This window comes from Bacteroides sp. HF-162, from assembly GCF_015679285.1.
GTDB lineage: Bacteria > Bacteroidota > Bacteroidia > Bacteroidales > Bacteroidaceae > Bacteroides > Bacteroides uniformis.
In genome coordinates, this window is record NZ_CP064937.1 from 464098 (window position 1) to 487770 (window position 23673).

General features: G+C 45.5%; 15 protein-coding genes. 8 read left to right on the plus strand and 7 right to left on the minus strand.

What is annotated here, in order from left to right:
• The first annotated feature begins 5 nt into the window (after nucleotides 1–5).
• On the plus strand, nucleotides 6–956 hold the full coding sequence (locus tag ITJ87_RS01920) for a helix-hairpin-helix domain-containing protein (RefSeq protein ID WP_117965602.1): 951 nt from the start codon (nucleotides 6–8) through the stop codon (nucleotides 954–956).
• Between the two features lie 62 nt (nucleotides 957–1018).
• Here ITJ87_RS01920 and ITJ87_RS01925 read toward each other — a convergent pair whose 3' ends face one another.
• The 3 genes from ITJ87_RS01925 to ITJ87_RS01935 all read right to left on the minus strand — a co-directional run bounded on the left by ITJ87_RS01925 (nucleotide 1019) and on the right by ITJ87_RS01935 (nucleotide 4584).
• Complete coding sequence (locus tag ITJ87_RS01925) at nucleotides 1019–1678, minus strand: ABC transporter ATP-binding protein (protein ID WP_117600251.1); 660 nt, start codon at nucleotides 1676–1678, stop codon at nucleotides 1019–1021.
• Nucleotides 1679–1742: 64 nt separating this feature from the next.
• Nucleotides 1743–2453: a ThiF family adenylyltransferase gene (locus ITJ87_RS01930; protein ID WP_117600250.1), complete on the minus strand. Its 711-nt coding sequence runs from the start codon at nucleotides 2451–2453 to the stop codon at nucleotides 1743–1745.
• A gap of 1 nt (nucleotide 2454) precedes the next feature.
• Nucleotides 2455–4584 (minus strand): cation:proton antiporter, encoded by a 2130-nt coding sequence (locus ITJ87_RS01935; RefSeq protein WP_117965605.1) that lies wholly within the window; start codon nucleotides 4582–4584, stop codon nucleotides 2455–2457.
• Nucleotides 4585–4738: 154 nt separating this feature from the next.
• Between ITJ87_RS01935 and ITJ87_RS01940 the strand changes: the two genes are divergently transcribed.
• Entirely contained in the window at nucleotides 4739–5746 is a 1008-nt protein-coding gene (locus ITJ87_RS01940; protein ID WP_117965608.1) for an aspartate-semialdehyde dehydrogenase, read from the plus strand.
• Between the two features lie 77 nt (nucleotides 5747–5823).
• Here ITJ87_RS01940 and ITJ87_RS01945 read toward each other — a convergent pair whose 3' ends face one another.
• From ITJ87_RS01945 to ITJ87_RS01955, 3 genes are all read right to left on the minus strand, one after another.
• Nucleotides 5824–7722, minus strand: a complete 1899-nt coding sequence (locus ITJ87_RS01945) for a RagB/SusD family nutrient uptake outer membrane protein (protein ID WP_117965611.1) — start codon at nucleotides 7720–7722, stop codon at nucleotides 5824–5826.
• A 19-nt stretch (nucleotides 7723–7741) separates the two neighbouring features.
• Complete coding sequence (locus tag ITJ87_RS01950; protein WP_117965614.1) at nucleotides 7742–11083, minus strand: TonB-dependent receptor; 3342 nt, start codon at nucleotides 11081–11083, stop codon at nucleotides 7742–7744.
• Between the two features lie 412 nt (nucleotides 11084–11495).
• A complete protein-coding gene (locus ITJ87_RS01955; protein ID WP_005824933.1) occupies nucleotides 11496–12344 on the minus strand; it encodes a hypothetical protein in 849 nt (282 codons plus the stop codon).
• Between the two features lie 403 nt (nucleotides 12345–12747).
• On the opposite strand from ITJ87_RS01955, the gene ITJ87_RS01960 reads away from it, so the two are divergent.
• From ITJ87_RS01960 to ITJ87_RS01980, 5 genes are all read left to right on the plus strand, one after another.
• Nucleotides 12748–16143: a TonB-dependent receptor gene (locus tag ITJ87_RS01960; RefSeq protein WP_044468867.1), complete on the plus strand. Its 3396-nt coding sequence runs from the start codon at nucleotides 12748–12750 to the stop codon at nucleotides 16141–16143.
• A 22-nt stretch (nucleotides 16144–16165) separates the two neighbouring features.
• Nucleotides 16166–17851 (plus strand): RagB/SusD family nutrient uptake outer membrane protein, encoded by a 1686-nt coding sequence (locus ITJ87_RS01965; protein ID WP_005824940.1) that lies wholly within the window; start codon nucleotides 16166–16168, stop codon nucleotides 17849–17851.
• Between the two features lie 208 nt (nucleotides 17852–18059).
• On the plus strand, nucleotides 18060–19613 hold the full coding sequence (locus ITJ87_RS01970; protein WP_196096306.1) for a hypothetical protein: 1554 nt from the start codon (nucleotides 18060–18062) through the stop codon (nucleotides 19611–19613).
• Nucleotides 19614–19703: 90 nt separating this feature from the next.
• Nucleotides 19704–19976: an HI0074 family nucleotidyltransferase substrate-binding subunit gene (locus ITJ87_RS01975; protein ID WP_005824947.1), complete on the plus strand. Its 273-nt coding sequence runs from the start codon at nucleotides 19704–19706 to the stop codon at nucleotides 19974–19976.
• Between the two features lie 3 nt (nucleotides 19977–19979).
• Nucleotides 19980–20288: a nucleotidyltransferase domain-containing protein gene (locus ITJ87_RS01980; RefSeq protein WP_005824948.1), complete on the plus strand. Its 309-nt coding sequence runs from the start codon at nucleotides 19980–19982 to the stop codon at nucleotides 20286–20288.
• Nucleotides 20289–20436: 148 nt separating this feature from the next.
• Here ITJ87_RS01980 and ITJ87_RS01985 read toward each other — a convergent pair whose 3' ends face one another.
• Nucleotides 20437–21060: an HU family DNA-binding protein gene (locus tag ITJ87_RS01985; protein WP_005834690.1), complete on the minus strand. Its 624-nt coding sequence runs from the start codon at nucleotides 21058–21060 to the stop codon at nucleotides 20437–20439.
• A 371-nt stretch (nucleotides 21061–21431) separates the two neighbouring features.
• Here ITJ87_RS01985 and ITJ87_RS01990 point away from each other — a divergent pair, with 371 nt between their 5' ends.
• Nucleotides 21432–23525 carry a BT4734/BF3469 family protein gene (locus ITJ87_RS01990; RefSeq protein ID WP_117965620.1) on the plus strand — a complete coding sequence of 698 codons (2094 nt, stop codon included), beginning with the start codon at nucleotides 21432–21434 and terminating at the stop codon, nucleotides 23523–23525.
• The last annotated feature ends 148 nt before the right edge of the window (nucleotides 23526–23673 follow it).

Below are 23673 nucleotides of genomic sequence, written 5' to 3' on the forward strand. Positions count from 1 at the left end.
CCATCATGCAGAACCCCTTCAAAGAATTCCTTTATTTCTCCCGGGGAGAAAGGCGCGGAATACTGGTTTTGATTATCGGCATCATTCTCGTCTTTCTCTCCGGGTATATTTATATATACCAAAGAGAACACCGCCCTCTCTCCGATGAAGCAATCCGGCGGCAGGCCACTGCCATGGCAGAATACGAATCGTTCATCGCATCCATACAAGAAAAGGAACAAAAATGGGACAACAGACTTAATTCTTCCTCTCCAAAACAACCGACAACCGTCTCCCTGGTCCGTTTCAATCCCAATACTGCCGACTCCGTTACTTTTTGCCGACTGGGACTGCCCGGATGGATGGCGCGGAACATACTCCGCTACCGTAGTAAAGGAGGGAAGTTCCATAAGGCAGAAAATTTCCGGAAAATATATGGAATGACAGAAAAACAATATCAGACACTCCTGCCCTATATCCACATCACTCCGGAAGACACAGAGACAAGAACCGTCCAGTTGTACAACTCTCCTTCGAGTAATAATAGCGCTGCTACTTCCCGAATTGCACCGGAAAAATATCCGGCTGGAATCCTTGTCGACCTGAACCGCGCCGACACCACAGAGCTGAAGAAAATACCAGGCATCGGTAGCGGCATTGCCCGTCTAATCATCGGTTACCGGCAACGCTTGGGAGGGTTCTACGACATCACGCAACTACAAGAAATCCATTTGGACACCAGCCAATTGCAGTCTTGGTTTTCCATCGACACCCGAGCCATCCGCCTCATCAACCTGAACCATAGTAGCATAGAGAGGCTGCGCAACCATCCTTACATCAACTTCTACCAGGCAAAGGCCTTTGTAGAATACCGAAAGAAGAAAGGCGACCTTCATAGCCTGAAACCTTTTGCACTTTACGAGGAATTCTCCGATACCGACTTAGAGAGAATCAGCCACTACATCTGCTTTGAATAACATGCCACTCTCTCAACGAGGCAAACCACCATATCGAACTTGGAAAAACCGCACTGACAGGCTCAGACCATTTTATTGATTTCCCCGTCTATCAGATGTATCGTCCGGTCGGTGAGCTGCGCCAGTCCTTCATCATGGGTTACGATAACAAACGTTTGTCCGAAACGGTTACGTAAATCAAAAAAGAGCTGGTGCAGTTCTTCCTTATTATGGGTATCCAAACTGCCGGAAGGTTCATCTGCCAGCACCACTGCCGGATGATTAATGAGAGCACGGGCCACCGCCACACGCTGCTTCTCACCTCCCGACAACTCATTCGGTTTGTGGGAGGCCCGTTCGGCAAGCCTCATGAATTCAAGAATTTCCGTAGCTGCTTCCTTGGCTTCCTGCTGTCCTTTTCCGGCAATAAAGGCCGGTATCATTACATTCTCCAAAGCCGTAAACTCCGGCAGAAGTTGGTGGAACTGGAACACAAAGCCGATATGCCGGTTGCGGAATGCGGAAAGTTCCCTCTCCCTCATACGGTTGACTTGTGTACCGTCAATAACCACTGAACCGTCATCCGGCATGTCCAACGTACCCATGATTTGCAGCAAGGTAGTTTTACCCGCTCCACTAGGGCCTACAATGCTGACAATCTCCCCTTTCTCTATCTCCAGGTCAATACCCCGTAACACTTGCAGGTTACCGAAACTCTTGGTTATATTCTCTAAATGAATCACTAGGCTATTTACAATTTGACAATTTACTATTTACTATTTGATAGTTTTCTTTCAAGTGCTATTACTATAGTCTTTTAATTACATATTCGGCCAAATAGCAGCCAAAAACTGCAGGCATGTAGCTCACTGTTCCACAGGTGGACTTCTTGTTCATCTCGTCGTCCGTCAGCAAAACGGCATTCGGGTCAGCCTGTTCAGTGCTAAAAACAACTGGAAGTTTCCGCTTTATGCCCATTTTTTGCAGACGCTTACGCACAGCCTTGCTCAATCCACAATGATAGGTATCCCATATATCGGCAAAGCGCACTTGCGAAATGTCACTCTTTGCTCCCGCCCCCATGCTGGACACAATCTTGATATGCCGCCTCATGGTTTCCACTATCAAGTGACATTTTGGAGCAAGCGTATCAATGGCATCCACCACAAAGTCATAAGCCGCAGCATCCAGCAGTTCCGGTATGTTCTCATCTTTCAGGAATACGGGCAACACTCTCAATTCCAGAGCCGGATTAATGTCCCTAAAACGTGATGCCAATATCTCCGCCTTCTTCTGCCCCAGGGTAGAATGCAGAGCCGGCAACTGACGGTTTATGTTCGTTGGCTGCACGGTATCGGCATCGACAATCGTCATCCGCCCCACTCCGGCACGGCATAGCATCTCGGCCGCATAAGCACCTACACCACCCAGTCCTACGACAAGTACATGCGCCTTGCATAGCCGTTCCATCTTTTCATCTCCCAGCAGGAGTTGTGTTCGCTGTTTCCAATCTTCCATTTTAGCTTTTCTTAAACCACTTATAGAACCATTTGCCTACCTTCTCGTAATGCTGCGACTCATTGTTGCCACGCGGATTTGAGAAGGATACCGCATCCTGCGGTTCACCCAGTTGGTCTGGATACAACACAATCAGACTATTGTTTGCAAAATATTTACTGATTTGTGCCGGCAACTTCTCGAAGGAGCTGTCATAGGAGATGGAGCCCCGACGAGCGCTGATAATCACTAACAGATGGTCAAAGTTCACTTGTCCGGTCAATATCAGTAAATCCCCCCAATCGTCCAGGCGAGAAAAGTCAGTCAATGTCTGTCCATATTTGGCTTTCACCAGCCCTTGAAGATGGGCGGTAGTCTCTTCATTGGCATAAAAATGCACCCGGCAACCCAAAGTACTCCCCAACCGACAGAAATGTTCCACCCACTTCAGGAATCCCGCCTCATACTCGGCTTTCGGAGGTACCGCCACAATCACCCGCCTGATTGTGTTAATAGGCATCAAGAATTTGGAAACCATCACCTCGCGATGCAAGCCTTTCAGCAGATTCTCCGTCAGCATACCGAAGAATGAATCCACAATATTGACCTTACGGTGCAGACCTATAATGACATCCGTTGCCGCATATTCTTTTGCCGTATGGATAATGCCCGAAGCGATATTCAAGTCGTAACGTGTGATTTGCCTCAACGGCACATCTGCCGAGGCCGTTATCATAGCAGCCTTTTCCAGATAGCGTTTCCCACGCAATTCGGCACTTTCAGAACTGCTATCGTCGTTGATGACATTCAGTGCCAACAGATTATCCCGTTGCTTCGGGTCGCGTATCACCAAAGAAAGATTTATCAGGTCTTCAATCGTATCGGGGTTGGCTATCGGAATCAATATCTTCTCCGCTTCCACGGAGCGGTTTTCTTCCAGATGCGCCTCCTCCATGGCAATCTTCCGTGCGGCACGTTCCGTAATGAACGAACTCACAACGCAAGTTACAAGAATCAGCAGGACGGTACCATTCAAAACATCATCGTTCAGCAAGCGTTCCCCATTGGGCAGAATGATGTTGTACCCCACCAACACAGCCGCCAGCGTTGCCGCTGCTTGTGCATTGCTCAATCCGTACATCAGCTCCCGTTCAATCCCTCCCATTTTATATATTTTCTGTGTCAGCCAGCAGGCAATCCATTTACCTGCCAATGCCACCACAATCATTACAGCCGCTACTTTCAGAGCATCGCCATGACCGAAAATCACATGCACATCAATCAACATACCCACACCTATCAGGAAATAGGGAATAAACAAGGCGTTGCCCACAAACTCCAGATGGTTCATCAACGGAGAGACATGCGGAATCAGCCGGTTCAAAACCAAACCTGCAAGGAAAGCACCCAGGATACCTTCCATCCCCACAAACTCCATCAATCCGGCTCCGAGGAAAACCATGGCAAGCACAAATATGAACTGCATCACGTTGTCATCGTACCTCCGGAAGAACCAACGGCCTATGCGTGGAAACAGATATACAATCAAAATACCCAGGAAGATAACCTTTATGACAAGCCATACCCAGAAGAAGCCGTCCGACTCCCCCTTGAACATACCACCCACAACGGCCAGAACCAGCAAAGTGAGTGTATCCGTAACCGCCGTCCCCCCCACTGCAATACTCACACTGCGATGCCGCGACACACCGTAACGAATCACGATGGGATAGGCCACCAGCGTATGCGACGCATACATACTTGCCAGTAGGACAGAGGTCAGTACCCCATACTTCAACAAAGCTATATTCGTTACCAAGCCTATGCCTATGGGCACAATAAAAGCCAAGAGTCCCAGTACAAGCGCTTTGCCCCGGTTCTGTTTGAAGTCCCCCATATTCATTTCCAGACCGGCAAGGAACATGATGTAATACAAGCCTACTTTGCCGAAAAGCTCAAAACTACTGTCACGCACCAAGATATTGAAACCATGCTCCCCAATGACAAGCCCCGCCAGTATCATTCCGATAATGTGCGGAATACGAAGCTTATTCAACAATATGGGAGCAAACAATATAATGAGGAGTACAAGGAGGAATATCCATGTAGGGTCGGTGATGGGAAGTTTCAAGCTGAAGTCAAACCAATCCATAGGCTATAAGTTTTAGGTTTTGAATGCAAAATAACGAAAAACTTTTCACTTTATGCGGTGCTATACAGCATTTTGTTATAAATTTGCGACCGATTCTATCTTTTTAGAGATAGTATTTCACTTTTTTATAAACTTAATTTAAAACAAAAGAAAAATGAAAGTAGCTATTGTTGGAGCAAGCGGAGCCGTGGGACAAGAGTTCCTGCGAGTGCTCGATGAAAGAAATTTCCCGTTGGACGAGTTAGTATTGTTCGGTTCTAAACGCAGTGCCGGAACCAAATATACCTTCCGCGGTAAACAGATCGAGGTGAAACTCTTGCAACACAATGATGACTTTAAAGGGGTTGATATCGCTTTCACTTCCGCAGGCGCAGGCACCTCCAAAGAATTTGCCGAAACCATTACCAAGTACGGAGCAGTGATGATTGACAATTCCAGCGCTTACCGTATGGACGACAATGTACCTTTGGTAGTGCCCGAAGTGAATGCCGCCGACGCCAAAGAACGTCCTCTCGGCATCATCGCCAACCCCAACTGTACTACTATCCAAATGGTAGTGGCACTGAAAGCCATCGAACAGCTTTCCCATATAAAGACCGTACACGTTTCTACCTATCAGGCTGCTAGTGGTGCCGGCGCTGCTGCCATGGACGAGTTGTACGAGCAATACCGCCAGGTATTGGCAGGCGAACCCGTAACCGTTGAGAAATTCGCTTACCAACTGGCATTCAACCTCATTCCGCAAATCGACGTATTCACCGAAAACGGCTATACCAAAGAGGAAATGAAGATGTACAACGAGACACGCAAGATTATGCACTCTGACGTAAAAGTCAGTGCTACTTGTGTACGTGTTCCTGCCCTCCGTTCCCACTCCGAAAGCATCTGGGTAGAGACAGAGCGTCCCATCTCCACTGAAGAAGCTCGCGAAGCATTTGCCAAAGGCGACGGCTTGGTTCTGATGGACAACCCGGCAGAAAAAGAATATCCCATGCCGTTGTTCCTCGCCGGCAAAGACCCGGTTTACGTTGGTCGTATCCGTAAGGACCTCAGCAATGAGAACGGATTGACATTCTGGATTGTAGGTGACCAAATCAAAAAAGGGGCTGCACTGAATGCGGTGCAGATTGCAGAATACCTGATTAAGGAAAAGGCACTGTAAGAGAACAATGAATAAAAAATAAGGGATGTCCTCGTTTTGTGAGGACATCCCTTATTTTTATAATCTACTTTATAATATTACCAACCTGGGTTCTGAGTCAACGCCTGACCTTTATTCTCATAAATAGTCAACTGTGCAGCCGGTATGGCACGCAAATAGTAGCGTTCCGAATTCAATTCACCAGCCTTGAATATGCGAAGTTCCTTTTCACGAAGATAATAAATATACCCTTTTTCAGTATCCTCATTACCCGGATTCTCTGGGTCGAACAGATAGAGCACTCTCTTGCCGGAATCATCTTTTGAAGATATTTCCGGATAATCGGCCATATTGACATAAGCACCCAGGAAAGACATGGTAGGATAACCATTTGCATCTTCTGAGTTTAAGTATTCAAACTTGGCCCAACGACGGAGGTCTTCACCACGACGGCCTTCCATAATCAACTCAATACGACGCTCACGACGGATTTCCCACAAAACCGGATTGACATCAGGGTCACGGGCAGGGTCATTGATAACAACCCCATTCACACTCAAGTTGCCGCCATTCAGTTGAACTTTCGGCATTGTCTTGGCTTCAGTATCTCCCCACTTCGTCAACTGACGGTCACGGAGTTCATTGATAGACTTGTCAAGGTCACTCTGCGAGAAAATGTTACCCCCCACTTGAGCAATCTCATAACGTGCTTCTACATAGTTCAGCAACACTTCCGCATAGCGGATACACGGCGCATCAGCCGGACTTAATCTACCGGTACAATAATCCAGACCAGCCACCCACCACTCGTCGTTCAAGAACTTTTTGGTAGGATATCCCGTTGGTGATGTACCTTCGGTATAATTTGTACCCATGGCGCTCATGATACGGAGGCTATCGGCAATAGTTTGATACAAACGCGGGTCACGGTCTTGAAATGACTTCTGAATACTCGGATCTTCCTTACCTTGATACAGCGGAGACTGACCTATCGGCAAACCGTCACTGCAAAGATAAGTGTTGATTACATCTTGCGTAACACCACCTTGAGTCTGATCTTCCGGGCCATTGTAGGACATCAAAGCATTACACTGCAAACCGCTTGTATATTCACGATACCAGATGACTTCCGGATTGTTAGCCAAATCGTCCGTAGTAAACAAAGCATTATAGGTATTGCCTATTGAATAGATACCAGAGTTCATCACGACCTCTGCACCATTAATGGCTCCTTGCAGCAAGTTCTTAATATCACCATCCGCCACCTTCTCTGAAGTAGGACCTACAGTAGTACCGTGATACTTCAGCCATGTGGCATGATACAGCATTTCGCGTGACATATACGCACCAACCACATATTTGTTGACTTGGCGCTTCGTATCATCCGTACGTACATTATCCAATGCATATTGAAAATCCTCTTGTATCTTCTGCGCTACATACAAATAAGAATCACGGTCTTTATAAAGAGTCGGGTCTGCCGGGTCTGTCACCTTATCGTAGTAAGGAACACCGCCATAATACTTTGCCAGCGTACTATAGGCCATTGCACGGAAATAGCGTGCAATACCTTCCCAGTGTCTCTTGGCTTCGTCCGAAATATTCATTCCGGGAATCTTCTCAAGCATGACATTGGCTTTATAAATAACACTATAATTATCCGACCAAGTTCCGGTCCGGCTATTCCAGTCCGTAGTGGCAGAAGTGGAGAAATAAATATATCCTGAACCGTTTGTATTTGCATTATTCAGATTGATAAAATCATCCGTATAATCATCTCCAGAGAAATAACCGGCAAAAACTGTATAGTCGGTACCATATCCTGTAAAGTAGGAAGAATAGAAGTCTTGCGCATAAGTACGCAAAGAAGTTTCAGTCTGCCAATAAGTGTCATTGGTCTGCTTGTCCTGCGGGTCTTTATCCAAAAAATCGTCGCAACCGCAGAGCGAGCTCATTGCCAACGCACAAACGATGTATAATAAATTTTTCTTTTTCATAACTGCAATTACTATTAGATTATAAACTAAGCTGAATACCGAACGACACTGTCTTCTGATATGGATAGCTACGACCAAAGTTACGCTGGTCACTCTTACCATTGGCCGTACGTATTCCTATTTCAGGATCGATAGCAGGTTTCACACCATCAATGGTGAAAAGGTTTTCACCTGTAAAATAAACACGCAAACCTTGCACCTTGAATTTACTCAACCAAACCTTAGGAAGAGAATATCCCACAGTAAATGTCTTCAGACGCAGATAAGCCATATTCAGCAAATAGCGATCATTCACGCTATAGTTACCCGAAGCAGACTGCTGGTAATCCATCGGACGGGGATAGAAAGCATCTGTGTTTTCGGGAGTCCAATAATCCTCAGCACCTTTGTAGAAGGGTTCACCGGTAGTAAAGCCTGGCAATACCTGGTTACCTGCCGCCCAAAGTTTTCTCTTGGCTACCCCCTGGAAGAACATGCTTATATCAAAGCCTTTCCAAGCAGCATCCAAATTCAAACCAAACTGTAAACGCGGCAGGGCGTTACCTATAACACTAAGGTCACCCTTGTCATTTGTATTGGTCTGTTTTACGATTTCACCGTTGTTGTCGAGGTCTTTATAAAGCACATCACCGGGAGCAAATTGATAACCGGCAGGGAATACTTTAGTCTGGTCGGGCAAACCGGCTTTCAAAGAACCGTCAGCATTAAAGTCATCTTCCGTCAAGAAACGGTCGAACTGCAAGCCCCAGATATCTCCCAAAACCATACCTTCTTTATAAGCACTCTTATCCCACCATCCGGTAGCTCCATAAGAAGGAATCTTTGTATTATACGTCCACTTGGTTACTTCAGTCTTGTCATCGGCAACAGAAGCCGTCACGCCAAAGTGCAGACCATTCTTGAAGGTATGGCGATAGTCAATGGCAAGCTCCCATCCTTTGGTCTGGATAGTACCCATATTTTCATATGGAGCGGCAGCACCCAATGTGGCAGGCAGGTTAGCAGTAGTCAAAATATCACTGGTAGTACGGTTATACCAATCAAACGTTACTCCCAAAGCATCATTGAAGAAACGGGCATCCAAGCCAAGGTCAAGTGTAGTAACTTTCTCCCAAGTAAGGGTTGAAGACACAATAGTCGGTTTTTGCGTTGACTGTACTTTCTTTCCATCGATAATCCAACTGTCAACAGAAGTGGACAGAGTGGAGATATAACGGTCGGTACCTACATCCTGATTACCAATCATACCCCAAGAACCACGAACCTTCAAAGTACTCAAATAAGGTTTCAACGACTGCATGAACGGTTCTTCAGAAATACGGTAACCGGCAGACATAGAGGGGAAGAAACCGAAGCGGTTGCCCGAAGGGAAACGGGAGGAACCATCATAACGGCCGTTCAACTCCAACATATATCGGTCTTTGTAAGAGTAATTAAGACGTCCGAAGAAGCCTGCTACAGACCACCATGTATGCGAGGAGCTTGTAGTCTGGTCACCTGTAGCCAGATTCAATTCCGGTTTTGCAGGGTCGAGCAGACCTTTGCGTTGTGCCCAGTAATATTCATATTCGCTCTTTTCAAGGCTGGAACCTGCCATCGCCTTAAAATCATGATCTCCCCAGCGTTTGGCATAAGTTGCCACGAAGTTAGCTGTCAGATTCTCCGTGCGTCCGGTTTCCTGATATACATAATCATAAGTAGCAGCAGATAGATAACTGCCATAAGAATCACGTAATGCCTCAACAGACGGACGGGCAGTGAAGATTTCATAACCACTGGTCAAGCTCGGCGTACCATACTCCTTATAGCGATTTTCCACTGTACTGTAAGCAACATCAATATCAATTGTCAAATCTTTAATAGGTTTGATTGTTGCACCACCCGCCAAACGGAGATATTCACGTTCTTTGGTTGTAGTAGGAGCACTCTTCAACTCTGTCAAAGCATTGCGGAATTCCTTACCCTCAAAAGTACCGTAAGGCATCATCGGCTGCCAACGATATAGATAGTACATTGGATCATACAAATCACTCCCATAATTAAACGGCTTGTCATAATCAGAACGGGTAAACATGACACCTGTACGGACAGATACATATTTGTTCAATTCAGAGTTCAAAGAGATATTAGCATTATAACGTGTATAATCATCCGAATTGATTTTCATCATACCATCCTGGCTCAGATAACCCAAAGCGATATTGTAATTAGTCTTTCCGTTGCCACCGTTGATAGAAAGGCTATGGTTCTGCTGCGGAGCCCAGTCCTTGATGTATTCATCATACCAGTCCCAAGTGCGGATAAAGAACATACCGCCATCGCGGAACTCAAAGTCACGACCCAATTCCATCTCACGGCCAAACTGGTCACCATAACCATATTTATCCCAGTAATCCTTCATTTTCTGCACATGTGTAGCATCCACACGCATATTACCCACTACGTTATAAAATGCGGCAGATCCCTTAGTCTGATTGATTACACCCTGCAAGTTTATATCAGCCTGCTGCCATCCCGGAAGTTGTTCGGGTGTCTTGGTCGGCGTACGCCATGCGAAGTTATTGGTATATTTTACAGAAAGACGTTCATGTTTACTTCTTGATTTTGTGGTAATCAGCAATACGCCAAATGCACCACGAGCACCGTAAATAGAAGCAGAAGCGGCGTCTTTCAATACAGAAATACTTTCAATATCGTCCGGATTCACCATAGAAATATCCGTTACTTCCACATTATCTACAAGAATCAAAGGTTTGGAATCACCGTTTGGAGAACCGATACTACCACGAATCTTGATAGTAGGCGCACCACCTATCTCACCGGAGTTGGTAGTGATGGTCAATCCCGGCACAGCCCCCTGCAAGGCACGACCTATATCCGTGATAGGACGGCTATCGATTGTTTTGTTCACGTCCACGGAAGCCACCGCACCAGTCAGGTTCACTTTTTTCTGTGCACCATAACCTACTACGACAACTTCATCCAACAATTCCGTATCATCTTTCAAAACAACCTTCATTACCGAAGTTGCCTTAACTTCTTGAGTAGTATATCCCACAAATGATACTTGCAGAATAGCACCGGGCTTTACATTTAATTTGGAAACTCCATCCAAATCCGTAATGCCACCATTGGTCGTACCTTTCTCAATGACATTGGCACCAATAATAGGTTCACCTTTTGTATCTACAACTGTGACAGTTACAGAGATAGATTGCATCTGTTCTTGTACTCCTTGTGAGTCGTTGGATGCTGTTTGGGCAGCCATCACGTTGCCACTGCCTAAAAACAGAGCACAGATTGCCACCGCCGTAAAGAACTTACCATTGGCAAGTCCTCGTTTTTTGCGATCTTCATTCATAAGTGATTGATGATTTTGTTAATTAAACCAGTTTTTCAAAATTAGGGTAAGGGAATCATATAGTTCGGATTAGTCAGACTATTTCCGAAAGCTTCTTTAATTTCTCATAGGCGTTTTCTTTATTTAAAGGTTCACATTTTTATATTATCTCTCTTTTTTCTATTTATTTACCAAGTCCAGACGGAACTTAGTTATATATTATACAAGGTTAAAATCTTGTTAATTACTTAACTCTATTGGTTGTTTTAAGAGATAAAAAACTCGTTATTAACAAAGGTGAGAAATGATTCATTCATTTCGTCCTAACAAAGATACATTATTATTTAATATCAAGAACATTCCTTTGCATTTATTTAACTTTATATTTATACATTTGCAAAAAGGAGGTTATACACCTTATTATATAAAGAATTTAAGGTTCTTCTATATTTAAAGAATGGAATTCAATCAGGCCATTCATTGGTGTTTCTTCAATGATTTCCAGTTCGATGCCAAATTCACGGGCAACTTCCCGCAAAATGGTCGCGTAGCTGTAAGCCAATGAACCCACAAAACGAATAGGATAATTTTTGTAGTCATATTGGCAGACATTACGAGTAAAGAAATTTCTCAGATTACCGGTAATCAGCTCAAATACATAGTCATCATTGGTATAATCAGCCAAAAAATAAGATATAGTAGACAAAAAGCGATTGGGGAACGGGCGGTTATACACAGATTCCATAACCTCATTCGGACTTATACGGAACTTCTCAAAGAAATCCGCCGTTACATCTTTAGGAGCCAAACCTTTCAGTACATCAGACAAGAACATTTTGCCCAATACAGCACCACTACCCTCATCCCCCAGGATGTAACCTCCTGCCCGGACATTCTTTACAACGATTTTCCCATCATAAAAACATGAGTTTGAGCCGGTTCCCAAAATACAAGCAATGCCGGCCTCGCATTTGAACAAGCCACGTGCAGCTGCCAGCAAATCACTCTCTACCTGAATTGGAGTTTTGAATTGTGCTACCAATGAAGCTCCCAATACATTTTTCTTTTCATAAGAAGTACATCCGGCACCATAATAATAGACTTGTTCCAATTTCCTTTTGAAAAAATGCTCGGGTAATCCTAACCGCACACTTCGGCTAATCTCTCTTCTCGTTTGAAAGAAAGGATTTAAGCCCTCTGTGAAGGCTCGCTGTATCAGACGATTATCTTCAACCAGCGCCCATTCTGTTCTCGTAGAACCACTTTCTGCAATTAGTTTCATAGGTAGTTAGTTTTAGAATTGAATACAAATATATAGTTTTTTTTAATCTTTCCAAGGCTATTTCAAGAAAAAATCATTTTACTGGCCATACATCTCCCTTTTGCTCATATCCTCAATCATCCAACAAAGTATTCCCACTTTTCCAACGCAACCGCGTTTTAGTCAAAACAAGACGATAACAGACTAACAATAAGATACTATCTGACTGAATTCCAAGTTCCGTCTGAACTTAGCAAACAAATAGGAAAACAAGAGATAATATAAAGTTATGAACCTTTAAAAAGAGAAAATGCCTATGGAAGAAGAAACAATCCTGCAAGTTGAATAGTCTCACTATTCGGCCCTTATTACCCTTACCCCAAATTTAAGAAGTATTTAATTAACAACAAATCATCAATCATTTATGAATGAAGATCACAAAAAACGAGGACTAACACATAGCAAACTCCTCACAGCAGTGGCAATCAGCTCACTGTTATTAAGTAGCGGCAACGTGATGGCTGCACAAGCCAATCCTGATAAATCGCTTGGTGTAACAGAACAATTACAAGCTATCACCATCAGCGGTTTAGTTGTCGATGCAGCCGGCGAACCGATTATCGGTGCCAGCGTAGTAGAAAAAGGGACTACCAACGGCGGAATTACCGACTTAGACGGTAAGTTTACATTGACCATAACACCGGGAGCAACACTAAAAATATCATTTGTGGGCTATCAGACACAAGAAGTGAAGGCAGCCAAAACGATGAGAATAACTCTGAAAGAAGATACCGAGATGCTGGATGAAGTAGTAGTAGTAGGCTACGGTGTACAAAAGAAGGCTAACTTGACAGGAGCAGTTTCTACAGTGGACTTAAACAAGACAATGGCAGGTCGTCCACAACAAGATGTAGCCAAAGCATTGCAAGGGGCTGTTCCGGGACTAAGCATTCTCACCACAAGTGGTGCCATCGACGAGACAGCCTCCATGCGTATACGTGGTTTGGGGACATTGAGTAATGGAGAAGTCAGCAATCCACTCATTGTAGTGGACGGCGTTCCGATGGATGACATTTCTTTCCTCGATACGCAAGACATCGAAAATATTTCCGTACTGAAGGACGCTTCCGCTTCCTCCATTTATGGAACGCGCGCCGCTTTCGGTGTGATTCTAATCAATACCAAGAGCGCAAAGCCTAGCGAAAAGGTTACCATCAATTACAGCAACAATTTTGCATGGGATCAAGCTACTTACCTGCCGGACTATCCCGATGTACCCACACAATTAAAGATGGGTATCGAAGCCAGTATGAACGGTGGTGCCGGTATGCCTGAATTGTTCGGTATGTATTTCGACAAATTGTTACCTTACGCCGAAAAGTGGCAGCAACAGAACGGCGGCAAGACCGGCTACCGTCCTATGAACCTCTACCAAAGCGATAGTAACGTGGGTGACTATATCGTATTGGACGGCACTCCTTTTTATTATGCTGACTGGGATGTACAGGACATCTACTTCAACAAAGCTGCTCCTTCCATGAGCCACAATGTTTCTATACAAGGAACATCTGGTAAGACCAATTACTACCTATCTTTCGGCTACAACGAAAAGCAAGGACAGATGAAGATTCACCCGGACGAACTAAAAAAGTACAATGCCTCAGTCAATGTCACCACTAATGTTTACGACTGGCTACAGGTGGGTGCACGCATCAACTATAGTCGTAAGAACTATAAACGCCCGGACACATGGGCCAACACCTACCAATATTTGTGGCGTTGGGGTTCTTATTTCATTCCTTCGGGCACAATCGACGGCTATGACACACGCGTCATGGCCATGCAGAAGCAAGCTGCCGATCGTGAAGTGACAACAGACCTGACCCGTATGAACACTTTCTTGAAAGCTGAAATCGTTAAAGGACTGACCCTTAATGCAGACTTTACATATGCCATTCAGAATATGAACAGCGGTTCGCAGGACAACTCCGTTTACGGCATCAATTGGAGCGGGAAACCGGTACCCTCTTACATCGTCACTAAAGGCAATAGCGGTATCTGGAGAGACTTTTCCAAACAGAACACATGGACGGCCAACGCATACGTAAACTATACCAAAACATTTGCCAAAAAACACAATCTGAATGTAATGGCAGGTGTCAACGCAGAAGAAGAGGAATACAAATATCTGTATGGTACCCGCAATGTGATGTACGATCAAGAGGGATACCCCGAACTGAATATGGCTGGCAAGGATGGACAAGATTTGAGTTGGAATCATACATCCCGCGCTTCTGCCGGTTATTTCGGCCGTATCAATTATGACTACAAAGGCATTTATTTATTGGAACTGAACGGACGTTACGACGGTTCTTCCCGTTTCCCCCATACCGACCAGTGGGCCTTCTTCCCTTCTGCATCCATCGGCTACCGCTTCTCCGAAGAAGCCTACTTCGCCCCACTGAAACATATTGTCAGCAATGGTAAGTTGCGTGCTTCTTTTGGCGAAATCGGCAACGAGGCTGTGGGCGACTACATGTTCGAACAATTAATAAGCCAACGGTTGAACAATAAAAGTACCGGCTATATCTATTGGATTGAAAACAATAATGCCAACGCTAATCTCCTGACCATGTATAACATGCCGGATTTGGTATCAAGTACTTTGACCTGGGAGCGTATCCGCACCCTCAATATAGGTCTTGACCTGGGTCTCTTGAATGACGAACTGACTATAGGTTTCGACTGGTTCCAACGTGAGAATCGTGACATGCTGGCACCGGCACAAGTATTGCCGAACACTCTGGGTGCTTCTGCTCCTTATGAAAATGCCGGTACCTTACGTACACGTGGATGGGAGTTGAACTTGAACTGGCGCCATACCTTCGGCGACTTCGACGTATATGCCAACTTCAACATCGGTGACTCCAAGACTAAAGTAACAAAGTGGGACAATGATTCCAAACTGCTCAGCACCTATTACACCGGTAAAACCTACGGTGACATTTTCGGTTTTGAAACCGACCGTTACTTCGAGGAAAAAGACTTCACCAGCCAAAATGCAGACGGTTCATGGAATTATGCAAACGGCATTGCAAGCCAGGCAGGACTGGAATCCGGTAATTTCCATTACGGCCCGGGAGACGTCAAGTTCAAGGATTTGGACGGCAATGGCAAGATTGACGGTGGAAAAGGCACAGCAGACGACCACGGCGATTTGAAAGTCATCGGAAACTCTATGCCACGCTACGAATACAGCTTCCATTTAGGCGGAGCGTGGAAAGGTATCGACCTTGACCTCTACTTCCAAGGTGTAGGCAAACGTGAGGACTGGACGACTTCTTCCCTAAACCTTCCCGCCATGGTACATGCCGACGTAGCCATCTATTCCCACCAAACAAGCTATAACAAAGTGCTTTGGAATTCAGACTATACCGCCATTACCGGTTATGAGGTAAATCAAGGCAACCGTTATCCACGTCTTTATCGTGGTACAAATAATAGTGGAGGTACCGTATCCGGTATAGCTAACGGCTGCAACAACTACTATCCCCAATCCCGCTATTTGACAGACATGTCCTATCTTCGTCTGAAGAACGTAACTGTGGGATATACCCTTCCGAAAGAGTGGACACGCAAAGCCTACATTGAGAAAGCACGTATCTACTTCAGTGGCAGCAACCTCTTTCTGCTCCACAAAGGGAATGACCTTCCAGTCGACCCCGAAATCAGTACAGGCAATGGACTTACAGCCGGTGGATGGGGACGTATAGCTCCTATTACACGCACATTCTCATTTGGAGTCCAGGTAACATTATAACAACCTCAAAAACTTAAGAACAATGAAGAAATTATTTATATATGGGGTCACAGCGCTGGCGATGTTAACCGGTTGCAACGATTTGCTGGACAAATCCCCCTTGGATACCTTCACGAATACTCCGGCATACTGGAGCAACACCGATAATTTGGATAATCAGTGCAATACTTTTTATAACAACTTTACCGGCTTTGGCAACGGAGCCAGTGGAGGATGGTTCTACTTCAAAACAATAAGCGATGACCAGGTAGATGCAGAAAGCCATAACTGGACTTACACTAACGTGGTCGCATCTTCCACAAACTGGTCAGCCCCTTTCACAGAAATCCGACGCGCCAACTATATCATTGCCGGTGTACAGTCTTCCTCTCTTGATGAAGCAACAAAGGCCCACTATGAAGGTCTTGCACGCATGAACCGTGCGTGGGAATACTATCAGTTGGTCCGTATGTACGGCGATGTTCAATGGATAGACAAAGTTATCGACCCAGCCGACAACGAAGCCCTCTACGGACCACGCACCGACCGGGATGAAGTGATGGACCATGTGCTGGCAGACATCAATTATGCGTGCGAACACATTACCGCAAACAGCAATCGGCAACGTTTCAGCACCGACATGGCATATGCCATGAAAGCAGACATCACCTTATATGAAGGTACATACTGCAAATATCGCACTCAAGCCGAGAATGGCAAAGCCGCTGATGAGAGCCGCGCCAACAAATACTTGCAAGAATGTGTATCAGCCTGCGAATATCTTATGGCCAAAAACTACTCTCTAAGTAATAGTTACAAAGCCAACTATAATTCTGTCAGCCTGGCAAGCAATCCGGAAATGATTTTCTACAAGCCTTATGCACAAAGTTCGCTAAGGCACTCCACCATTGACTACACAATCAACACAAGTGGTACGCACGGCATTTCAAAGGACGCATTCGACAGTTTCCTTTTCCTTGATGGAAAACCGTTGGCAACAACCTCGAAAAACAAGGACGATGCAGCCGTATTGGATGCAGACAAAAATTACTCTATAAGAGAGGTTTTGGCCGTACGCGACAAGCGCCTGTCCGAAATTCTTGACCCGGTACTTTCTTTCAGAGGCCACGCCTACAGCCGTGCCGGTGTAGCAGCCTTCACCACATCGACCGGTTATGGCATCGCCAAGTATGATAACCCCGAAGAATTGAGTGTAAGCGACCGAAACAACATCGGCTACCAATACACCGACTGCCCGCTCTATTGGATTTCAGTTATTTATCTGAACTTTGCAGAAGCCAAAGCCGAAATGGGTTCTCTCACACAAGACGATCTCAACAACTCCATAAACAAGCTTCAAGCTCGTGCCGGCCTGCCGGCTATGACAACTACTCCAGATGCCGATCCTGCCAATAATATGGGAGTAAGCAATCTGATTTGGGAGATACGCCGCTGTCGCCGTTGCGAACTGATTATGGATAACTGGTACCGATATTGGGATTTAATCCGTTGGCACCAGCTCGACAAATTGGATTCAACCAAGTACCCGAACACCATGTTGGGCGCCAACGTAAGCAATGTGCCTGACTGTGAAGAAGCGACCAAGAACGGATATATAGATGCCTCCGATGCACAAATCCGTACTTATGAAGCCAAACATTATTTCTACCCGATTCCAACTACACAGTTGACCCTGAATAAAAACATGAAGCAGAATCCGGGTTGGTAATCAACTAAAAACAGCATATCGCGCTGTACCTCGTTTGGATTTAATTAAAGCGTTCATACATTCCATGTATCTAAATACAAATGTATGGACGCTTTTGTTATTCCCTTTAAAAGGTGTATAGAAACACGAATAGCACCTTCTAAAAGGAACCATAAATCAATATCATATACTTTCCCTTCGTTCATAACATACTAACAAGAAACATATCATGAAAAAGAAGAACATATTTTTCGTACTACTAATCTGCTTCATCAATAGTAGTTGCAACAAAGAAGAACAAACAGACGAGTTACAAGATAAGGATTTCTATTCTGATGTCACAACACGTGCTTCCTACATAAGCGGTACTATTACGGGCGAAATGAACCCCTATGTTAGTGATGGTTACTACACTTATGATTTAAGTATTCCTATACAAAAACAATCTGTAGGTATAAGAATTTCAGCAGTCGGTGGAGAAGCACGATTCAAAACAAACTACCAAGAACGATTCGAGAGTACATGGGTAACCCAAATTCCAGCAGGAAAAAAACATTTTCCAATAAATGTATTATGGACTAAAGCAGGTAGTAATTCTACCCTGATGGTACGTCCTGAAAAAAGTACAATCGAACTTACCGCAGATCTAAGAAACATCAATGTCAAAATGAAACCTATGCCAATCAATGCCCCTTCAACATTTGAATTGGGAGATACGATAACACTTTGGTGCAATTATTCCATAAACAAAGATACGGGCATAAAGTGGACTTACGATAAAAATCTATTCGCTGAAGTCTCTCAAAGTGCATCTGTCACACAAAGTAGATTCCAAATAAATTTGAAATCAAAGCAAGCCTTCAAGAACAGCGATGTCGGAGTAGAAGTCCATGATTTCTACATAAATTCTATCGGAGCAAAAGAGTATTTCATGGCTCGGAAAAGCAATATCAGTTTTCCCAATATGGGTCCTCAAATAGATGGCTACAGAAATATTGAACAATATAAAGAATACATATATTCCATCAATGACAGCAAGGCACATACATTTTATTGGACCGGGAAGAATATTAAGATAGTAAGTGGTCAGAACAGCTCTACGGTAACAATCGTACCGACACAACCCGGTAACGCAAGTGTCAAAGTGAGCTACAAATATAAAAATCAAACCGATAATTTTACCAATGAGCTACCTTTGAGTGTATCTAAGACATCAATGCAACTGATTGGCCCTGACGTAATCTGTGACAACGGGACATTCAGTATCAAGAATTTTCCCACAAAAGCAACAGTGGATTGGATTGTTGGCAACGATTTATATTCGCAATTAAATCAGGCATCACCTGCTATCACCCTGAATAATTTAGGGACACCCGGAGGCAGTTCCATTTATACGACCTTAACCGCAATAGTACACACAAAGGAATACACTGTTCAGTTTTCCAAACCAATTACTTTCAATGTATCAGGAATACAAGAAAATGACCATGACATTATATATGGCTATCTGTCACAAAGCGGAGGTGAATGCGGATTGAATCCTATTCCTGAAGGTGCGCATGATTTTCATTGGAGTGTTGACTGCGATTGGGAGGTAGACATGCAAGGATATTATTTCACTACTTTCAGCAGTCGGAACAGTCATGAAATTGAACGAGTTTGCGTAACGGTTGATTTCATAAATGCATGTGGAACCAGAACATACATATATAACTATTTCGACATCGGCTCAACAAATTCAGGAACTTATTCCACACCTAAAAACAGCCTTTCTCCAAAATAGCCCCAGACAGCTTTCACGAAAAAGCCCCCATCCATTTGCTCGTTACACAAAAGAAGCTTATATTTGCTTACTTAAAAACAGACAGCTATCATGGTACAGCAAGACATACGATGGATACAGCGTTTTGAATATACCCACGAACTGGCCTGGAAAGTGATGAAGGACTATGCAGAATATCAGGGGTATACCGACATCCGCAGCTCCCGTGATGCCATACGCAAAGCCCTTGAAATGGGATTGATTGATGACAAGCAATGGACGGAGACTATAGAAGCCCGAAATCTGACATCGCACAATCATGACAACGATGTAGTCTCTGAAGAGAAAATGCAATCCTTGAATACACCATCCTTATTCGATTGAGCTATGTACGGATTGACCGACAATGAACTGGAAAAGCTATGCAATCTCTTCCGGAAACATGAAGAAATAGAGCAGGCTGTTTTGTACGGCTCACGAGCCAAAGGAAATTTCAAGCCTTTTTCTGACATAGACATCACGCTGATGGGAGACAGACTTACGTATAATACTTTAAGCAGCCTTTCCGATGAAATAGACGACCTGCTTTTGCCTTACAGCGTAGACCTTTCCATCTATGGCAAATTAAAGAATGCCGACCTTTTGGAACATATACACCGTATGGGAATACCCATATTCAGCCGCCCATCAAACTAAACTAAATTTCACACATCCACCCTCACCACCCTCACCTTTCGCACGCATCGCCCTATTCATCGGCATTCAAGAGGTGGGTGAGAGCAAATTTAAAAAGTGAGGGCAAAATTTGCCCTCACCACAAGATTTCTTCGTTCAAAGTTATAAGTCACTCATTCTTACCGTAATATCCTGAAACGGGTACATAAATCGGTTGCAGCATTGTTCCCTCATTCTTCAACTTTCCTTCGGTGCGCAGCCGACGGATATGCCGCATGGCAGTAGTACGCATCATGCCGCAAACGCTTTGAAAGTCATTCCGTGTCATAAAAGGGCGAGTGGCGAAATAGTTGGTCAGCCGACGGTCTATCTCTTTATCCGTCAGTTTAGCCGAATGCTCGTTTGCCTTCAAAGCCTTTGCCTTGATGGTACCAATTTCATTTTTCAGTTTTTGGTCGGCACGAAATTTCACACCCGCCATCTTCACCTTCGTCAACTTACGCTTGGTAGCAGCCACTACCCGTTCGGTCGTGGTGAGCGACACGCGAAAGTAGCCGATGCCGTCGAGATGCACCTGCCTTCCTTCGGCAAGTTCCCTGCCCATGACGTGCGACACAGCATCAAGCACAGCCGTCACATCGGTTTCTGTCAATGAGCAACGTGCCTGGATGTCCCGCCGCAATTCATCGGTAGACCTGCTCCCATTTAGGCGGAGACGGGGATGAAGGATTTTATCTTCCGGAGATTTGTCGTACGAGTCCGGATTCTCGTACCAATCAAACAAAATAGCCATAGTTCAAACTGCGTTAAAGGGTTACATTATACGATAAAGCACTGCACGGAACACGTGCGAAGTACGTACGCAGTCTGTTGAAGTACAAAGGTTATATCACAGCCCAGCCCGTGAGCAGAACCGTTCACTGTAGTGAGCTGCTCCGTTCACTAATATGAACAAGAAAGACCACTTTAGTGGACTGTTCATAAACTCTGGTGTAAAAATAGACAAAACTATGGGGATAAGCAAAGAAACAAACACCTTTTATAAAAGAAACATATAGACATTCCACCCCAAAAAAGAAGCCAATCGGAAAATAATCCTTGAAAAGCTTGTATCCCCCCCTTTCCCGGCGTATCTTTACAAGAATATTACATACACGATAAAGAATGAAAATCACACTGATCAGAGAGGAACGCGAAAGCGGAAAAGAGGCCGTCAGCACACAAGAAACGGACATGTTGATGGAAAAGCTGAAAACCGAGAACAAGACCGGATACATTACGGAGCTGCGTAGCATCATCCCGCATTTGAAAGGGACCAACGCCCGATATGAGCATATCGACAGACTGCCGCGTCTCTATCCCGCCGTAGAAATGACCCGCACCAAAGCAGGAGAACATCGGATAAAGACCTACAACGGGCTGATACTACTGGAAGTAAACAATCTGGCCGGGGTGGCCGAAGCCGAACTGGTGAAACAACAAGCCGCCCTGCTGCCGCAAACCTTTGCCGCCTTCTGTGGCTCCAGCGGACGAAGCGCCAAAATATGGGTACGCTTCACCCTGCCCGACGGAGGGCTTCCAAAGAATGAAGACGATATCGCCTTATTCCACGCCCACGCCTACCGCCTGGCAGTGAAGTGCTACCAACCCCTTCTCCCTTTCCCCATCACCCTCCAGGCTCCTCCACTCCTACAAAGCTGCCGGATGACCGTGGACGAACAGCCCTATTATAGCCCCACCGCCGTGGCCTTCTGCCTGGAACAGCCCTGCGCCCTGCCCTCGGAAGACAACTACCGCCAACGGAAACAGCAGGAAAGCAATCCGTTGCTGAGAATGACTCCCGGCTACGAAGTGGCGGACACATGCAACCTGCTCTTCGAGGCCGCCCTCGACCGTGCCTTCCGCGATTTGGACAACTGGCGACGGGGCGACGACCTGCGCCCGCTGCTGTCCCGCCTTGCCGAACATTGCTTCAAAGCCGGCATTCCTGAAGAAGAAGCGGTGCGCCAGACACTGATGCACTACTACCGGGAGGCAGACGAACCCCTTGTACGCCTGACGCTGCATAACCTTTACGGGGAATTGAAAGGCTTCGGCACCCGCAGCAGCCTGAACAAAGACCAGGAAACTGCTTTCCGGCTGGAGGAGTTCATGAAACGCCGCTACGAATTCCGCTACAACACCGTGCTTGGCGACTTGGAATACCGGCAGCGCGACTCCATCCACTTCTACTTCCAACCTGCCGACCAGCGCGTACGCAGCAGCATCGCCATGAAGGCACTGAAAGAGGGAGTACGTGTGTGGGACCGCGACATCACCCGCTTCCTGTCTTCGGACTACGTGCCGCTATACAACCCCATCGAAGAATATCTCTATAACACCGGACGCTGGGACGGCAAAGACCGCATCCGCGCATTGGCCGACCTCGTGCCCTGCCACAATCCCCACTGGAGGGAACTGTTCTACCGGTGGTTTCTTGGCATGGTGGCACATTGGCGGGGAACCGACAAACAGCACGGCAACAATACCTCGCCCCTGCTCGTAGGTCCGCAAGGTTACCGCAAAAGTACTTTCTGCCGCATCCTATTGCCACCGGAACTGCGTTTCGGCTACACCGACAGTATCGACTTCAAGAGCAAGCAGGAAGCGGAGCGCAGCCTTGGCCGCTTTTTTCTGATTAACATCGACGAATTCGACCAGATAAACGCCAATCAGCAAGGCTTCTTGAAGCACCTCCTGCAAAAACCGGTTGCCAACCTGCGAAAGCCCTACGGTACCACTATTCAGGAAATGCGCCGCTATGCCTCCTTCATCGGGACCAGCAATCTGAAAGACCTGCTGACCGACCCGTCGGGAAGTCGCCGTTTCATCTGCATCGAAGTGACCGGTCCTATCCAGACAAACGTCACTATCAATTATCACCAGCTCTATGCCCAAGCCATGCACGACATCATGAAGGGTGAACGCTACTGGCTGGACGACACTGACGAAGCAATCGTAAAGGAGTACAACCGGGAATTCGAGCGGGTAGACCCATTGGAAGAACTTTTCCTTTGCCATTTCCGTGGCGCGGAGGAGAGCGAAGAAGGCGAATGGCTCACAGCCATGCAGATTTTCAACGACCTGCAACAGAAAACGAGGGATAAGTTGGCCATCAACCGGATAGCAGCTTTCGGGCGCACGCTCCGCAAGCTGGACATCCTCAACAAGAAATCGAACCGGGGAACACTTTATCATCTGGTAAGAATAGAAGAATGAACCGGCACTCCCACCGATTGTACCAAAGTGAGGGCAAACTTGGCCCTCACTCTTTTTATAAAAAGTATTTCCGTACGCAGTTGATGCAGTTCAACCATTATTAATAAGGTGAACAGTTGACTATTTGCAAATTATGATTGATAATACT